The following is a 16,661-nucleotide window of genomic DNA, read 5'->3' as shown; positions in this document are numbered from 1 at the left end:
GCCGGCTAGCCCGACGCTCAGGCCACAAACTCGCTACGTGCTAGCACCAACTCGGCTACGCGGGCAGCCACGTGCTCGCCGGTCAGACCGACTTCCCGCCGCAGGAGCGCCGGCGCACCGTGCGTGACGAAGCGATCGGGCAGGCCGAAACGGACGACGCGCGTGGTTCCCGCAAGCCCCTTGTCGGACAAGAGCTCGACGACCGCCGAACCGAAGCCCCCGGCCAACTGGTTTTCCTCGATCGTCACCAGCAACTCGTGTTCGGCCGCTAGCCGGAGCAAGAGCTCTTCGTCGAGAGGCTTGCAAAAGCGAGCGTCGACCACCGTCGGCTCGATGCCGTGGACCTCGCCGAGCAGGTCGGCTGCCTCCAAAGCCACCCGCACGCCGAACCCGTAACCGACCAGGGCTACCCGCTCGCCTGCCGCCAACACCTCCGCACGGCCGATCTCGATCGGTTCTGGATCCTCGGGGATCGGCACCCCCACCGCCTCGCCGCGCGGGTAGCGGAGCGCGATCGGCCCGTCGTCGTAGAGCAACGCGGTGCGCAACATGCGTACCAACATCGCCTCGTCGCGCGGAGCCATCAGCACGATGTGAGGTAGACACCTGAGGTACGAAATGTCGAATGCGCCGTGGTGCGTCGGACCGTCGTCCCCGACCAAGCCAGCACGGTCCATTGCGAAGACCACGTTGAGTCGCTGCAGACAGACGTCGTGCACGATCTGGTCGTAGGCGCGCTGTAGGAAGGTCGAGTAGATCGCAGCCACCGGCTTGGCGCCGGCCAACGCGAGACCAGCCGCAAACAAAACTGCGTGCTGTTCGGCGATCCCTACGTCGTAGTAGCGGTCGGGCAGTTCGCGCTGCAGGATGTTGAGGCCGGTTCCCGAGTTCATCGCCGCGGTGATCCCGACCACGCGCGGGTCACGCCGACACTCCGCGACCAGGGCACGACCGAAGACCTCCGTGTAGGTCGGCTTCGGCGAGGGCTTGGGCGGCTTCTTGGGGGCCGGCGCGCGGTTGAGGATCGAACCGGCTTTGGCGGCGTGCCACTTCTCCATGCCCTCGAGCCCGCCTTCCTCGGCCGGCGCGAAGCCCTTCCCCTTGATCGTCTTGCAGTGCACCACCACCGGTCGCTCGGCGTGCAGCGCTTCGCGCACCGCTTCCCGCACGGCGCGCACGTCGTGACCGTCGATCACTCCCACGTAGGCGAGGTTCAGCTCCTCGAAGAAGAGGCCCGGCGCCCAGTAGGCCTTGAGCGACTCCTTGAGGATCGGACCGAGGCGCTCGATGCGCTCGCCGATACCGAGCGGCAACTTGGTGAGCGCGTCCTCGATGTCCTCGCGCGCGTGGTGCAGTTTGGGGTTCAGGCGCAGCCGATTGAAGAGGCGCGCGAGCGCACCGACGTTGGGCGCGATCGACATGCCGTTGTCGTTCAAAAGGATCACGATCGGCAGTTCCATGCCGCCCGCGTTGTGCAGCGCCTCGAACGCGACCCCGCCCGTCAGCGCGCCGTCGCCGACCACCGCGACCACGTGACCGTCTTCGCAGTAGCCCTTGCGCATCGCCTCCTTGAGGGCCACCGCGTAGGAGATGGCGGTGGAGGCGTGGCCGGCACCCATGATGTCGTGCTCCGACTCGAAGATCGAGCAGAAAGGCGCGAGCCCGCCGTACTTGCGGATCGTGTGGAGGTGGTCGCGGCGCCCGGTCAAGACCTTGTGGGGGTAGGCCTGGTGACCGACGTCCCACAGGATCTTGTCGCGTGGCGAATCGAGCAGGCTGTGCAACGCCACAGCGATCTCGCAGGTCCCGAGGTTGGCGCCGAAGTGGCCGCCGATTTCGCCGATCGTGTCGATGATTAGTTCGCGGACTTCTTGGGCGACCTGCGCGAGCTCTTCGTCGCTGAGCCCCTTGAGATCAGCAGGACCGTCGATGCGATCGAGCAGCCGCCGCCGCTCGGCTGCACCGCCGGTCCCACCCGAGGTGCTGTCGACGCGACCGCTCACCGTTGACGCGCGAGCACGTAGTCGGCGATCCGGCGCAGCTCAGCGGTCTCGCCGGGCGCCCGTGCGAGCTGCGCGAGCGCCCGCTCGTGCGTTTCTGCGGCCAGCCGGCGTGCGCCTTCGAGACCGTGAGCGGTCACGTAGGTGATCTTGCGCAGACGCTGATCGGAGCCGCGGCGCTTCCCGAGCTGCTGTTCGTTGCCGCTGACGTCGAGGATGTCGTCCACGATTTGAAACAGGAGTCCGAGCTCGGCTGCGAAGGCCCGATAAGGCATTGTGGCAGGTCCATCCTGGCCGACCAACGTCAATACGGAACCAACCGAAGCGGCGATCAGCGCACCGGTCTTGAGGCTGTGCATGCGCGCGAGGCGCTCGATCTCCCCGGACTCGGCGGCGCCGCTGACATCGAGGAACTGGCCGCCGACCATGCCCGCGAGCCCGGTCGCCTCGATCAGCTCGCGCAGCGCCGCGAGCACGCGCTGCGGTGGGCCGATCTGCTCGCGCAGTACGAGTGCCACGGCCTCCGCGAAGAGACAGTCGCCGGCGAGGATCGCGACGTCCTCTCCGTAGGCGACGTGGCAGGTTGGCTGCCCACGGCGCAGATCATCGTCATCCATCGCCGGCAGGTCATCGTGGATCAGCGAGTAGGTGTGGATCATCTCGATCGCCGCGGCGAGGGGCAGCACCTCATCCGGGTCGTGCCCCAGGGCTCCCGCGGTGGCGAGCGCCAACACCGGCCGCACGCGCTTGGCCGGTGCAAGCAACGAGTAGCGCATCGCCTCCACCAAGCGTTCGGTTCCGGCGACCGCGGCGAACGGCAGCTCTTCACTCAAGTAACGCTCGACCCGCCGCTGCAGCGCGACCGGGTAGAGGGTCTCGGGATCCGCCGCTAGGCGCACGAGCCGAGAGTAATGGTGTCGGCGGGCCAGTGGGCCACGCGGCGCGCGGCGGATCGGTCCCAATCAGAGGAGACTCTGTTGACGATCCGAACGGTCGCGAGCGAGCGCCTCGACGCTCGCCGAGAGCTCGTCGGCAAGCATCCGGGCCTCGTTGGCGAGCGCCTCGGCAGCCGCCGGGTCGACGCCGTCGGCGGCGATCCGACGCGCCAGCTCCTCGACGCGCTCGGCCAGCACCTCCACGCTCGGCTCTGCAGCCTTCTCGTGCGGCCCGCGGCCGCCCAGACCATCGCGATCGTCCACGGCGGCGACGATAACCGAGCGTTCGGCGCGAGCGACCCAGCGCCGGTCGCTCCCTACTGCTCGCGACTCAAGCAATGGGCCGCTTACCGGGAGGGCGTCATCAGGGAGCGTGGCTCACACGGAGCGTGGCTCACGGGGCGCGTGGGCGGCTTATCCGGAGTCCCGGACCAAGCCCTTGGCACGCGCGACGGCGGCCAGCACGCCGTTGACGAAGCGCGGCGCGTCGGCCGCGCAGAACTGCTTCGCTTGCTCTACCGCCTCGTCGATCGCGACCTCCAGGGGCACGTCCGGGCGGTGCAGGATCTCGTGCAAAGCGACTCGCATGATGTTGCGTTCGAGCGGGGCGATGCGCTCCAGCGACCAGCCCTCCGCGTACTGCTCGATCAACGAATCGATCTCTTGGCGATGTCGCTCGACACCCTCGACGAGTTCCTTGGTGAACGGCGGAGCGTCGCTACCGAGCAGCTCGCTTAGCGGGCGACCGGTGACGTCGTGCTGGTACAGAGCGACGACCGCGGCGCGCCGCTGCTCGGAGCGGCGCATTCGCTACGCGCGCGAGATATAGGTGCCGCTGCGCGGATCGACCCGCACGCGGTCGCCGACGTTGACGAACAGGGGCACGCGGATCGTCGCTCCTGACTCGAGCGTGGCGGGCTTCTCGCCCCCACCGGAGACGGTGTCGCCGCGCACGCCCGGCTCGGCCTCGGTGACGGTCAGTTCGACCGCGCTCGGAAGCACCACCTCCGTCGGCTTGCCGTCGACCGAGAGCACGTCGACCTCCTGATTGGGCGCGATCCAGCGCAAGGCCTCCGCTACCTGCTCCTCGGGAATCGCGATCTGATCGAAGGTCTCGGTGTCCATGAAGTGCGCTTCGCTGCCGTCGCTGTAGAGGAACTGCATGCGGCGCGTCTCGGTGTGCACCTGGCGGAAGCGTTCGCCGGCGCGAAACGTCCGCTCGAGCACTGCTCCGTCGTCCAGCCGTCGCAGCTTGGTGCGCACGAAGGCACCGCCCTTACCGGGCTTTACGTGCTGGAACTCGAGGAGGCGGTAGACGGTCCCCTCGACTTCGATGTGGATGCCGTTTCGAAAGTTGTTGGTGCTGACCTGCATAGCGCTGGGCGAGGCGCTTCGGTTCGTCAACCGAACGGTCGCCTCGGGCGCAGGAAGGCTAGCCCGATCGGCTGTCTGACGGTCACCCCGGCTCGCGACTCAATAGTCGGCCGGATCGACGTCGGCCGGCAGGCGCCCCTCTTCGGCGAGCTTCCAGAGGTGAGCGCGGAGGTTCAACTCCGCTACCGGCCGCAGCTGGGGTGGTACGTCGAACCAAGCGCGGTCAAGCAACGCTGGCTTTTCCCGCAGCCCCTCGGCCAGCGCCGCGAGCAGCATCTCTTCGCGCTTCAGACGGTGCGCAATGTATTCGTCGAGCTTGCGCGACGGGTTCCAAATCGGCGGTCCGTGACCGGGGCAGAGAACACGTGGCTCGAGCGACCGCACCCGCTCTAGTGAGCGTAGGTAGGCGATCAGGGCGCCCCGCTCAGGGGGGATGAGCACCGAACCACGGCCGGCTACGAGGTCGCCGCAGAAGCAGACGTCCTGCCAGAACAGGCAAACATGGTCGAGGGCGTGCCCCGGTGTTGCCACGGCGACGAACGGTCCTACCTGCTCGCCCTCCCTCGGAGCGACAACCGGGACCCCGCCGAGCGCTGCCGCCAGCGGTTCGGCGGCGTCGGCGTGATCGGGGTGCGAGTGTGTCAACACGATGCCGCGGGCACGAGAGCCCGCGCGCGCGACCACACGCGCGAGGTGCTGATCGTCGTTAGGACCGGGATCGACCACCCATCCCTCGACCAGGTACGTGTTCGTGCCCTCGAGCGTGAGCGGCGAGGGGTTCGGCGCGAGCACGCGCGCGACCCCCGGCGGCCAGCGCTCGTCAGCGGTGACCGCTGGCGAGCCCGCCGGGGCGCGCCCTGCGCGATCGACTCCCCCGGTCTCCGACACGCTCCAATGATCGCGCCTCGCTCGCGCTACCGGCGCACGAGTGAAGGACTTCGTGCAAGATGTTGCAGTCCCCACCCGTTACGGGTACAGATTATGTAGCTGTAGCGCCAAGATGCCCCGGAGCCCCACCCCCTTGACGTGGTTCCCCGGGGTCGGTCATCAGAGAGCACGAGGGAGAGCGAACCGACCGATGGGCAGACGAGCAACGGCCTCGGCGTTAGGGTCGCGCCGCCTGGAAGAAACCCCGACCCGTGCGGTTCCGGCAGCCAACGCCCCCCGACGTAAGCGCCACGTAGAAGATGTCCTTTCGATCCAGCTGCCCGGCGGTCCCAAGGCAGCCTCGCAGGCAAGACGGGCCCTCTGGCAGCTGCGCGGTGATCTCGATCAACCACTTTTGGAGACCGCTCGCCTGCTCGTTACCGAGCTGATCTCGAACAGCGTCAAGCATGCACGGTCGGCGACGATCGGGATGAAGGCGGCGGTCGGCAGGAGCAAGGTGCTGATCGAGATCGCCGACGAGGGCCCCGGCTTCGAGCACGTACCGCGCGGCGCCGATGACGACCAGGCTTCGGGGTGGGGCCTGTTCCTGGTTGATCGCTTGGCCGACCGTTGGGGCGTCACGCGCGAGGACGGCCGCACGCGCGTGTGGTTCGAGCTGCGCAGGGCCTGAAGCCGCGCGAGTCGCGGCGCGCCGCTGCGCAGAGCCCCCGCGTGTTACGCGATGTCGGAAGGTGCGGGCCCGATTTTCGTCCCGTCGCACAGACGGAAGCACAAGGTCGCGGCCGATCATCATCGACATGCAGCGTCCGATCAGTGAAACCACGTCAATCGTCCTTAGCGAAACGCCGCTCGCGACCCTCGCCTCCTCGCCCGAGGGGCGACGTCCACGCGCCCGGCGCGTCCGTTTGCTGCCGGCCGGAACGGCGACGGCAGGGACCCGCCGCTTCCGCTTCGCGCGCGTCTGAACCGGGCTGTCGAGGGGCCCCTTGGGAGGCGCTTAGGCACCGCCGCCTGGGCCCTCCGCCGAAGGCAGCTGCGGTTGTCGTGGCGCGGCGGGCTGCTGGCCGAGCAGCGCCAACAAGCGCGTGGCGGCGGTCGGCGCATCGTCGCCGCGATTGTTGTTGAACATCACGTGCACTTCGTCGGCGCGCGTAGCCAAGCGTCTGGCGCGCTCAGCGATCTCCGCCAGCTCCTCGTCGGAGTAGCGCCAGCCGAAGCGCTCCGCGACGGTGCGGCCGGTCAAGTAGCCGTGGGTGTTGCGGCCGTGCGCGCGCAGGTAGGCGAGGCGGCCGCTGGTGACCACGTCGAGCGGCGGCATGATCGTGAGGTGGTCGCCCGGAGGGGCGTCCACGCAGACGAACGTGACGTCTCGCTCCCGGAACCACGCAAGCGTCTCCGCCAAGCGGTCGTCGGTCACCCACTTGCGGTTTCGTAACTCGATCGCAACCCGCTGCGGCTGCAGCGCATAGACCAGGCGATCGAGCTCTTCGAGAGCGAAGCGATCCGGATCGAAGGCAGGCGTCAGCTGCACCAGCAAGGCGCCCAGCTTCGCGGCCTCGGCAAGCGGGCGAACGACGTCGACGAGGCGCGAGGCGAGCGCTGCCTCGAGCTCCGGTGTGAGCAGGACCCGACCGCGCTCGTTGGTCCTCGCCAGGGGCCGCAGATCGCGCGGCAGCGAGGCGAGCGGTGCAGCGTGACGGGAGAGCACGCGGTGCGCCTTGACGTCGAAGATGAAGCTGTGCGGCGTCTCCTCTGCCCATCGGCGCACCACCGCGCGAGTGGGAAGGGCATAGAAGGTCGAGTTGACCTCCACCGCCGGAAAGCGCTCGGCGTACCAGCGCAAGCGATCACGAGCCGGCAGACCCGGCGGGTACCACTCGGCGACGAAGCCCGGGTCCGCCCAGCTGGAGGTGCCTACAAGGATCCGGCCGCTCATCGTTCGGGAAGCTACCGGCGCGGGGAGCGGTGCCGACGACGCGAGGCGAGTGGGTGCTCAACGCCAGCTAGCGCGGGCCGCGTGACGGGAAGCAGCGGCCGGCAGGTCGCTGTCGCGCGGCGGTGCCCCGGACCATGCGCGCGCCGGTTCGAGCAGGCGAGCGCGGCGCGGTGTCGGCGGTTCCAGCACCAGCCGTTCGACGTCGTCGCAGACCACGTGGGTCGTGCCGGTGCGGTGTTCGACCCGCCCGATGGCCAGCAAGAGCGGTTCGCAGCGCACGATCAGTCGCCTTCGTTGGTAGAGCGGGGGCGGCACGACCAGATTGATCGTGCCGTGTTCGTCCTCGAGCAGCACGAAGGTGACGCCGCGAGCCGTGGCTGGCCTCTGACGTATCACTACGAGCCCGGCACAGCGCACTACCGCTCCTTCTGGTTGCTCTTCGAGCTCTTGGCTCGAGAGCACCCCTGCGGGCAGCCCCTCGCGCATCAACGCGAGCGGGTGGGCGGCCAAAGAAAGGCCGAGAGTTCGGTAGTCGGCGAGCATCTCCTGCCATCGCTCGAGATCCGGAAGCCGAGGCGCCGCAAGCCCCTCCAGCGGCAGCGCCGGCTGCCTGCCAATCGTCGATTGACGTCGTGAAATGCGTGTCCCGTGGCCGCGCGACGCGTGGCCACGGGACACGCCCGAGTCAGCCGCAACCCCCAGCTCCCAAAGCGCGCGGCGACGGCGCTCAGCGGGAGCAACATCCGGGAGCAGCGCATCGCAGGCGCCGGCGAGCGCGAGAAGCTCAAGCGTCTGCCGCGAACACCTGCAACGGGCAGCGAGATCAGCAAGTGAGCGGTAAGGACCGCCGGCCTCGCGCTCCGCCACCAGTGCCTCGAGCTCGGCCAGCGGGACACCAGCGATATAACCGAGCCCGATCCTCACCGCCAGCCTCTCGGAAGCGGCAGCCGAATCGCTGGTAGCTGCTGGCTCGACCTTGCAACGAAGGTCGCTGCGTAGCACGCACGGTCCCCTTACCACGACCCCCCGCCGGCGCGCCTCGCGCACCAGCGAGTCGGGCGGATAGAAACCCATCGGTTGTTCGTTGAGGAGGGCACAGAGGAACTCGGGCGCATAGTGGACACGCAACCACGCCGACTGGTAGGCGAGCAAAGCGAAGGCCGCGGCATGGGCCTTCGGGAACCCGTAGCCGGAGAAGCCGACGATCTGTCGCCACACCCGCTCCGCGAGCTCGCGAGAGACACCACGGGCAAGCGCCGCATCGACGAAGCGGCGGCGATAAAGGTCGAGCGCCGCACGCGATCGACGACGGCTCATCGAGCGCCGCAAACCTTCGGCCTCGGAGTGCGTAAAACCAGCGAGCAGACGCGCGACCTCGAGCACCTGGTCTTGAAAGACGATTGCGCCAAGCGTGTCGCCGAGTGCTTGCTCGAGCGCCGGATGTTCGTAACGCGGTCGATACCGAGGGTCGGTGCGCAGACGCTCGCGGCGTTGGAGGTAGGGGTGGACGGCACCACCCTGGATCGGGCCGGGACGAACCAGTGCCACCTGAACGGTCAGGTCGGCCAGCGACTGCGGCCGTGTGCGGCGCAGCATCTGCATCTGCGCGCGACTCTCGATCTGGAACACACCGACCGTCTCGGCGCGCTGGATCGAGCGCCAAGTGGGAGCATCGTCGTAAGGGATGCGAGAGAGGTCGATCCGCTCTCCGCGCACCCGTTCGATCTCGGCGACACAGCGCTCGACCGCCGAGAGCATGCCGAGACCGAGCAGGTCGATCTTCAAAAAACCAGCGTCGGCGCAAGAGTCCTTATCCCACTGGACCATCCAGCGCCCCTGCATCGCCGCCGGTTGGAGAGCGCACAGATCGGTCAAGGGGCGCGTCGCGATCACCATGCCGCCTGGGTGCTGGGCGACGTGTCGGGGAAGCCCGTGAGCCTCCTCTACCAGCTCGACCAACGCTCGCCAGCGCGGCTGACGCGCCCGCTCGCCGAGCAACTCCTCGACGTCGGCGGCGATGCGGTTGCGCTCACGCCACGGCTCGAGCGCCCGTGCGAGGCGCTCGAGATCAGCTCGCGGTAGACCCAAGGCAAGGCCGAGGTCGCGCACCGCTGAGCGCACTTGGTAGGTCGGAAACGAGCAGACCAGCGCCGCTCGCTCGGAGCCGTAGCGACGGTGTACGCGCTCGATCAGAAGATCGCGGAGATCGCGCGGAAAGTCGAGGTCGATGTCTGGCAGACGCGTCAGTTGCTCGTTCAGGAAGCGTCCCAGCACCAAACCGTTGGCGACCGGATCGATGTGCGATAAGCCGGTCAGGTAGCAGACGATCGAGGACACGCTCGAGCCGCGGCCGCGACCGGGCGCAAGCAGCGACCTAGCACCCTCGCGACCGCGTAGCTCTAGCGCTACCTCGCGGGCCAGCTCGAGTATCTCGTTGTGCAACAGGAAGAACCCGCAGAGACCGAGCCGAGCGATTACGCGCAGCTCCTCTGCGAGCCGCTGCTGTGCTTCCCGGCGGTGGCGATGACCGGGCGGATAGCGACGCTCGAAGCGCGACCAGCAGAGCTCGGCGAGACGAGTGCAGGCATCGGGATCGTCGCTGCCCGGATAGGAGTAGCCGAGATCACGGGTCGGGTCGAAAGCGATCCGTTCGGCCAACTCGACGCTCTCCGCCAGCGCCCGCGAGTGATCTTTGAAACGACGTGCGAGCTCGCTCGGGGGAACCACCACGTGGGCGTGGTTTCCACGTCGCTCGGGCTCGCACTCGTCGAGCGCGCGCCGCAACCGCACCGCCACCAGTGCGTCCTGGAGACGCGCACGACGCGACGAGTGGGCGTGCACATTGCCGGTCGCAACCGTGCGCACGCGCAGCTGCCCGGCGAGTTCCGCGAGCAGCCGATTGCGGCGGCGATCGTGCCGCCAAAGCGGCCGTTGCAGCTCGATCCAAAAGCCCTCGCGCCCGAACGCCGCCAGTAGCCGTTCGGCGACCGCACGGGCGGTCGCCAGATCACCGCGTTCGATGCGCCCGGCGACCGCGCCGGAGCGGGCGCAGCCGCTCAAACAGATGAGCCCCTCGGCGTGACGCTCGACCTCCTCGAGCGTTACCGCCGGCTCGCCGTCCGCCGGATCGAGCGGTGGACGGGACCGGCCGAGACGCGCGCGCCACGGTCTCTCGCCGCAGCGCGACCAACGCCTGGTGCGCTCGTGGGCAAGGGTCACGAGCCGACAGAGGTTCGACCAGCCGCGTCGATCTCGGCACAGCAGCGTCACGTGATGGCCGTCGGTGAGTGTCAACTCGGCGCCAGCGATCGGCTTGATGCCGACGCCGCGGAGCGCGAAAGCCGCTTCGAGAACGCCATAGATGCCGTCGTGGTCGCAGACCGCCAGCGCTTCGTAGCCGTGCTCGGCAGCAGCCGCTGCCAGCTCGCTCGGCAGCGAGGCGCCATCGCGAAACGAGTACGCGCTATGGCAATGCAGCTCGGCGTAGCGGACGACTTGCTTGGGCGACGGCAGCCACCCTCGAGACACCGACTCCGCTCGGCTGTGAGCGCCGCCGCTCATGCCCGCTGTGCGAACCAGCGACCGTGCTCCTCGAAGCAAACGAGGTTGCGGCCATCTCTCAACACCAACTCGAAGTAGCGGCGACGAAGCGGCTTGCCCGTCCACCAGCGATCTTCGACGAGCCACTCCTCGAGCACCGACTGAACTGCTTCGCCGGCAACCATCCGCGGGCGACCATCGACTCCTAGCCGCACCCCCGGCAGCGGTTTCGGTTCCGCCAAACGCCGTACCCGACTTTTCGGCTTTTCTCTCATCGCTCGGGATAAGGGACGAGCAGCGCTCGCCGTTCCGGCACACGCGCATCGGGATCGGCTTCGAATACCCGCAGCAAAGCTTCCGGACCGAGCGCTTGCCGGACTTGCCGAACCGCCTCCGCCAAGCGTCTACGGCGGTCTTCCTGGTGGTTGTGCAAGCCGCTGATCGCCGGCTGCTCGGGGTTCGATGGCCCGAACTCCTCGACCGCGAGAGTCAGACGCTCGGCCGGCGACGGCAGCGATTCCAAGCTTTGAGCGAGCAGTGTGCACAAGAGCTCGCTGTCGGCAGTCGGGCGGCGTGGCACGATCCGCACACGCCAACTTCCGCCCGAAGTAAGCAGCGCTGAGAGCACCAGCACGCGCAGGCTCCGACCCCGCCGCTCACCGCGCGCCAGGATGCGTTCGACGAGCATCGTCAGCGCTCGCTCCAGCTGAAAACGACAGCCCGGCTCCGGCAGCTCGAGCGACTCGGCGATCCGCTCGGGGGGTCGGCGAGGCAGGAGCGCCGTGTCGCGCCCCCGAGCGAGCTCGTAGGCGAGCAGCCCTTCCGGCCCAAACCGCTCGGCGAGCGCGGCGCGAGGCAGGGCAGCGAGGTCCCCGAGCGTCGCGATACCGAGCTGTTCAAGGAGCGCAGCCGTCGTCTGCAACTCGGGGCGCAGCGCGAGCAGGCTGACCGGCTGTGAAGCCAAGAAGCGGGCGCACGATGCGGGTGGCACGACCAACGTCGCCGGGAGTGGCGACGCACCGACCGCGCCAGCCGCCGCCGTTCCCAAAAGCTTGCCGGCGATCAGCTCGCGGCGCTCACGGTCGCGACGCGCCGGCGCAAGCATCGCCGCGGTCCAGGCAACGAAGCGCGCCGGTGCAACTCCGAAACGCACCGTACCGACGTCGCCGACCGTGCCTCTCAGCTCCTTGCGCACGGTCGCGAGTAGCCGCTCCAAGCGACCGTCGTGGAGGCAAAGCAGCCCGTCAGCCGCGAAGAAAGCGAGCCCTGGGAGGTCCGACTCGACTTGCGCACCGAGTCGCTCGAGCGTGTCGAGCGACGCTCCCCAGAGGGCCCCCACCCGCTCCGGGTCGGGCGGCACGAGGCGCAATTCCGGACACCGCGCAAGCGCCTCGACAAGCTTCGTTCCCGGCTTGACGCCACGAGCACGAGCGGGTGGCGAGACCGCACCCACACCCTGACGCGAGGGATCGGAGGGCGCGACTGCGAGCGGCCCTTCGAGCAACCGTTCGCGCCCACCCACCAAGGCCGCTAGCTCGAAATCGGGAACCAGCACGCAGACGATTAGTCGCCGCTGCTCGAAACCGTCCATGGCGAACATATGTTCGCCTGCGCTCCGGACGGAACTCGGCGCGCCGCGGGAACTTGGCGCGCCGCAATTACTCGATCGTCTGCAGCTCCTTGTCGATACCGCTGAGCACGCGAGGCCCCTGCTCGCCGATCACGACCAGGTCCTCGATGCGCACACCGAAGCGCCCGGGCAGGTACACACCCGGCTCGATCGTCACGACCTCTCCCGCCGTCAGCTTGCCCTCCCCGGAGCGCGCGACCCGCGGCTCCTCGTGCACCTCGAGACCAACTCCGTGACCGAGACCGTGCCCGAAGCGCTCGCCGTGTCCCGCCTCCTCGATCACCGCCCGCGCCACACCGTCGAGCTCGGCACAGCCAGTTCCCGCTCGCGCCTGCTCGAGCGCCGCCCGTTGCGCGCGCAACACGAGCTCGTAGATCTCGACCTCCTCCTCCCCCACCGCGCCGACCGCGAAAGTGCGCGTGCAGTCCGAGCAATAGCCGTCGACTCGAGCGCCCCAATCGAAGAGCAGCAGGCTGCCCCGTTCGACCGGCACCTCGCGGGGACGCGCGTGCGGCAGCGCCGAGTGCGGACCGGACGCGACGATCGGTGGAAAAGCCACACCCTCCGCCCCCAGCTCCCGCATCTCGCGCTCGAGCGCCCACGCCAACTCCCGCTCGCTACGCCCGACGACCGGCTGCTGTAATAGGCGTCGCAGGGCCTCGTCGGCGAGCTCTGCAGCCGCCGCAATCGCTGCCACCTCGGCCTCGTCCTTCACCCTCCGCAAGGCCGCGACCACGCCGCTCACGGGCACCAGCTCGATCTGCTCGCCGACCGCCTCGGCGAGCCGGCGGTGCGCACGCACAGTGAGGTGCGCCTCGTCGAAACCTGCGCGCCCCCGCAGATGCCTGGCGATCGCCCGCATCATGTCGGTCGACTCCTCGACGATTTCGAAGCCGCCCCGCAGCTCCGCGCGCGCCTGTTCCGTGTACCGGAAGTCGGTGATGAACACCCGCTCCTCGGCTCCCAGCACGAGCGCGCCGTTGGTGCCGCTGAAGTTCGATAGGTAGCGCACGTCGACGAGGTTCGTGACCAGCAACGTGTCGAGCTGGCGCTCGGCGATCGCCGCCAGCGCCCCTTCGACGCGCTGCGCGAACCGCTGCTCGGCGCTCTGCTTGCCAGTCGTCGCGCTCAACGCTCGAACCCGAGCGCGCGGGCGATGATCTCGAGCGCCTCGCGGTAGCCCTCGACGCCTTTGCCCTGCACGGTCGCGATGCAGAGGTCACGGATCACCGAGCGGCGCCGCCACTCCTCGCGTTCGTCGACGGCCGACAGGTGCACCTCCACCGCCGGCACCCCTGCCACCTCGAGGGCGTCGCGGATCGCGTACGAGTAGTGCGTCCAGGCACCAGGGTTGAGGATCAGCGCGTCGGCGTTGTCGGCGACGCGGTGGAGCTGCTCGCAGAATTCCCCCTCGTGGTTCGTCTGCGAGAAGATCGTCTCGAAGCCGAGCTCACGCCCGAACAGCTTGATCCGCACCTCGAGGTCGGTCAGCGTGATGCCGCCATAGTGCTCCGGCGAGCGGCGCTCGAGGACGTCGAAGTTGACGCCGTGCATCACCGCTACTCGCGCACGTGCCGGACTCACGGCGCGTAGACCTCCTTGACCGCCGCCAACACTTCGGAGCGCGGTAGCTCGTGACCGGGCGTCACGCGCCCCGGCTCCTCGAGCAGCACGAACGGCACGCGTCCACCCGTCCGTTTCTTGTCGCGCTCGACCAGCTCGACGACGCGCTCCGGGTCGGCGCCGCTGTACGTGATGGGTAAGCCGCGCGCACGCAAAAGCTCGGCAACCTCCTGACGCAGGTTCTCCCGGCCGGACAGTCGAAGAGCGCAAAGCAAACCCACGGCGACCGCCTCGCCGTGACGGTAGCGGCGGTAGTCGGTAGCGGCCTCGATCGCGTGCCCGATCGTGTGGCCGAGATTGAGGACCTGCCGGCGCCCAGCGTCGCGCTCGTCGGCAGCGACCACCGCCAGCTTTGTGCGCAGGCACCCCAGGATTACCTGCGGGTCGGTCGGCTCGACACCGGCCCGCACCCGCGCCCACAATTGGCCGCCGGCGATCAGCGCCGTCTTGACCACCTCGGCGTAGCCCGCCGCGATCTCCTCCGGAGGTAGCGTCGCCAACAGATCGGGATCGCAGAGCACGGCTGCGGGCAGGTGATAAGCGCCTACGTAGTTCTTGCCCTCGGGCAGGTCCACGCCCGTCTTGCCGCCGTACGCGGAGTCGACTTGAGCGACCAAGGTACTCGGCACGCCTACCCAGCGAACGCCGCGTTGGTAGACGGCAGCGCAAAACCCAGCGAGATCGCCGACCACGCCGCCACCGAGCGCTACCACCAGGTCGCGGCGCTCGCAGCCGCTGCGCGCTAGCTCGCGCAGCACTCGCTCGGCGCTTGCGAGCGTCTTGCTGGCCTCGCCCGCTGGCACCGTGATCGTGGCGGTGGCGCCCGGCGCGCGATGGAGCCGCGCCACCTGCTCGTCGCTTACGACGAAGCGGCGCCCGTCCTGCGGATAGAAGAAGCCTTGGGCAAGCAGACCACGGCCGAAGAAAACCGGATGGGCGCCGGACGCTGCCTCGGCCCAAACCAGACGCGTGCCGCTCGGTGCTTCGCGCAGCGCCGAAAGCGCGGGCAGCGCCCGCCGCACAGCGTCGCGGCCGCAGTAGGCGGGGAAGATCGCATCGGCGACGCGCTCGTAAAGCGGCCGGCGCTCGCGCTCGAGCTGCTCGAAGCGGGCGCGATCGCGGGCGAGGGGCCGTGCGCCGCCCGACGCTCGCCGCCAGGCCTCGGCCGGATCGACCTCGAGGTAGACGACCGTGTGTCTCGCGAGCGCCTCCCGCACCCGTTCGGAGCCGAGCGCCCCGCCGCCGAGGGCGATTACGCGCGCATCCTCGCTGTCGAGTACCCGCAACACGACACGCTCCTCGAGCGCCCTGAACGCCGCCTCTCCTTCTCGGTCAAAGAAGCTCGCGATCGACTCCCCGAGCTCGCGCTCGATCTCGTGATCGGTGTCGATCGCCCGCGCTCCGAGCGCTGCCGCCGCTACCCGCGCGGCGGTCGTTTTACCGGCGCCCATGAAGCCGACTAGCACCAGCGCGCCGCGGAAGGCGAGCTCCTGCCCGCGAGCGCTCCCGCCCGCGGGCTGGGCTGCCTCGAGCGCGGCGCCCTCCGCCCCTATCGCCTCCATCCGATCCGCTTCTTGTAGGCCTCGAGCGCGCCGCGCAGATCGTCGAGGTGGTCGCCGCCGAACTTCTCGAGGTACGCGTCGGCGAGCACCACAGCGACCATCGCCTCGCCAACCACACCGGCAGCCGGCACGGTGCAAGAGTCGGTGCGTTCACGCAGCGCTTGCGCTGGCTCCTTGGTGACCACATCGACTGAGCGCAGCGGCCGCGTGAGTGTCGGCAAGGGCTTCATCGCGCCACGCACGATCAGGGGCTCGCCGTTCGTCATTCCGCCCTCGAGACCGCCCGCGCGGTTCGTAGCCCGCCAGTACCCGCGCTCCTGCGACCAGAAGATCTCGTCGTGCGCCTGTGAGCCGACGCGTCCGGCCACATCGAAGGCATCCCCGATCGCGACGCCCTTCATCGCCTGGATCGACATGATCGCTTGCGCCAGCCGACCGTCGAGGCGGCTGTCCCAGGAGACGTGGGAGCCGAGGCCTGGCACGAGTCCCCAAGCGCGTACCTCGAAGACGCCGCCGAGCGATTCGTTGGCCTTGCGGGCGCGGTCGATCTCCGCCACCATCGCCGCGCCAGCTTCCTCGTCAAGGCAGCGCACCGGCGACTCGTCGACGCCCTCGAAGTCTTCGACCGCCAGCTCCTCGGGGACGGCGGCGCGAACCGAGCCGATCTGCACGACGTGGCTGCGCACCTCAACACCAAGCTCCCGGAGCAAGGCTCGGCAGACAGCACCGACCGCCACGCGCGCCGCTGTCTCACGTGCGCTCGCCCGCTCGAGCACGTTGCGCACGTCGCTGTGGCCGTACTTCAAAAGACCCGGGAGGTCGGCATGCCCCGGACGTGGGAGGTGCACCTCCTCGACCGCTGTCTCGACCGGCCAGGGATTCATCCGCTCCTCCCAGTTGCGGTAATCCAGGTTGTCGACGTGAAGGGCGAGCGGGCTGCCGAGCGTCCGTCCGTGACGCAGACCGGCGCTCACGCGTACCTGATCCCGCTCGATCTTCATCCGACCGCCGCGGCCATGGCCGAGCTGCCGGCGCGCTAGGTCTCGATCGATCTCCTCACGACGCAACTCGAGCCCAGCGGGGATGCCCTCGAGGATCGCCGTCAGCCCCGGACCGTGCGACTCGCCAGCGGTGACGAAACGGATCGCCATCGCTGCAGAACCCTACTCGCGG

Annotated in this window: 15 protein-coding genes; 1 reads left to right on the top strand and 14 read right to left on the bottom strand. The window is 69.0% G+C overall.

Annotated elements, in window-relative coordinates; genetic code table 11:
- Positions 1-17: 17 nt before the first annotated feature.
- The 6 genes from dxs to BLW41_RS07575 form a co-directional block, all read right to left on the bottom strand.
- Positions 18-2,003, bottom strand: coding sequence for a 1-deoxy-D-xylulose-5-phosphate synthase (dxs, locus tag BLW41_RS07600; protein ID WP_218138330.1), 1,986 nt, complete (start codon positions 2,001-2,003; stop codon positions 18-20).
- Positions 2,000-2,899 carry a polyprenyl synthetase family protein gene (locus BLW41_RS07595; RefSeq protein ID WP_093117875.1) on the bottom strand — a complete coding sequence of 300 codons (900 nt, stop codon included), beginning with the start codon at positions 2,897-2,899 and terminating at the stop codon, positions 2,000-2,002. The genes dxs and BLW41_RS07595 overlap by 4 nt, the downstream gene beginning before the upstream one ends.
- Positions 2,900-2,962: 63 nt before the next feature.
- Positions 2,963-3,199, bottom strand: coding sequence for a hypothetical protein (locus BLW41_RS07590; protein ID WP_143038654.1), 237 nt, complete (start codon positions 3,197-3,199; stop codon positions 2,963-2,965).
- 150 nt (positions 3,200-3,349) lie between these two features.
- Positions 3,350-3,742, bottom strand: a complete 393-nt coding sequence (gene nusB / locus BLW41_RS07585; protein ID WP_093117871.1) for a transcription antitermination factor NusB — start codon at positions 3,740-3,742, stop codon at positions 3,350-3,352.
- Positions 3,743-3,745: 3 nt separating this feature from the next.
- Positions 3,746-4,309: an elongation factor P gene (efp, locus tag BLW41_RS07580; RefSeq protein WP_093117868.1), complete on the bottom strand. Its 564-nt coding sequence runs from the start codon at positions 4,307-4,309 to the stop codon at positions 3,746-3,748.
- A 99-nt stretch (positions 4,310-4,408) separates the two neighbouring features.
- A complete protein-coding gene (locus BLW41_RS07575) occupies positions 4,409-5,197 on the bottom strand; it encodes an MBL fold metallo-hydrolase (RefSeq protein WP_093117866.1) in 789 nt (262 codons plus the stop codon).
- Between the two features lie 190 nt (positions 5,198-5,387).
- Between BLW41_RS07575 and BLW41_RS07570 the strand changes: the two genes are divergently transcribed.
- The gene (locus tag BLW41_RS07570; protein ID WP_177169413.1) at positions 5,388-5,867 is read left to right on the top strand and encodes an ATP-binding protein; all 480 of its coding nucleotides are present in this window, start codon (positions 5,388-5,390) and stop codon (positions 5,865-5,867) included.
- Positions 5,868-6,194: 327 nt separating this feature from the next.
- Here the strand turns inward: BLW41_RS07570 and BLW41_RS07565 are convergent, their stop codons facing one another.
- The 8 genes from BLW41_RS07565 to aroC all read right to left on the bottom strand — a co-directional run bounded on the left by BLW41_RS07565 (position 6,195) and on the right by aroC (position 16,639).
- A complete protein-coding gene (locus BLW41_RS07565; RefSeq protein WP_093117862.1) occupies positions 6,195-7,133 on the bottom strand; it encodes a DUF72 domain-containing protein in 939 nt (312 codons plus the stop codon).
- Between the two features lie 57 nt (positions 7,134-7,190).
- Positions 7,191-10,694, bottom strand: a complete 3,504-nt coding sequence (locus BLW41_RS07560) for a DNA polymerase III subunit alpha (RefSeq protein WP_093117860.1) — start codon at positions 10,692-10,694, stop codon at positions 7,191-7,193.
- Positions 10,691-10,948, bottom strand: a complete 258-nt coding sequence (locus BLW41_RS07555) for a hypothetical protein (RefSeq protein ID WP_143038653.1) — start codon at positions 10,946-10,948, stop codon at positions 10,691-10,693. Before BLW41_RS07555 ends, BLW41_RS07560 begins: the two co-directional genes overlap by 4 nt.
- Complete coding sequence (locus tag BLW41_RS07550) at positions 10,945-12,264, bottom strand: DNA polymerase Y family protein (protein ID WP_177169412.1); 1,320 nt, start codon at positions 12,262-12,264, stop codon at positions 10,945-10,947. Before BLW41_RS07550 ends, BLW41_RS07555 begins: the two co-directional genes overlap by 4 nt.
- Positions 12,265-12,331: 67 nt before the next feature.
- A complete protein-coding gene (locus tag BLW41_RS07545) occupies positions 12,332-13,435 on the bottom strand; it encodes an aminopeptidase P family protein (protein ID WP_218138329.1) in 1,104 nt (367 codons plus the stop codon).
- Positions 13,432-13,887, bottom strand: coding sequence for a type II 3-dehydroquinate dehydratase (locus BLW41_RS07540; protein WP_218138328.1), 456 nt, complete (start codon positions 13,885-13,887; stop codon positions 13,432-13,434). The genes BLW41_RS07545 and BLW41_RS07540 overlap by 4 nt, the downstream gene beginning before the upstream one ends.
- Positions 13,884-15,488 carry a bifunctional shikimate kinase/3-dehydroquinate synthase gene (locus BLW41_RS07535; protein WP_093117851.1) on the bottom strand — a complete coding sequence of 535 codons (1,605 nt, stop codon included), beginning with the start codon at positions 15,486-15,488 and terminating at the stop codon, positions 13,884-13,886. Before BLW41_RS07535 ends, BLW41_RS07540 begins: the two co-directional genes overlap by 4 nt.
- Complete coding sequence (aroC, locus tag BLW41_RS07530) at positions 15,476-16,639, bottom strand: chorismate synthase (RefSeq protein ID WP_093117849.1); 1,164 nt, start codon at positions 16,637-16,639, stop codon at positions 15,476-15,478. The genes BLW41_RS07535 and aroC overlap by 13 nt, the downstream gene beginning before the upstream one ends.
- Between the last annotated feature and the right edge of the window lie 22 nt (positions 16,640-16,661).

The organism is Thermoleophilum album (assembly GCF_900108055.1).
GTDB lineage: Bacteria > Actinomycetota > Thermoleophilia > Solirubrobacterales > Thermoleophilaceae > Thermoleophilum > Thermoleophilum album.
This window is presented reverse-complemented; position numbering and strand designations above follow the sequence as displayed.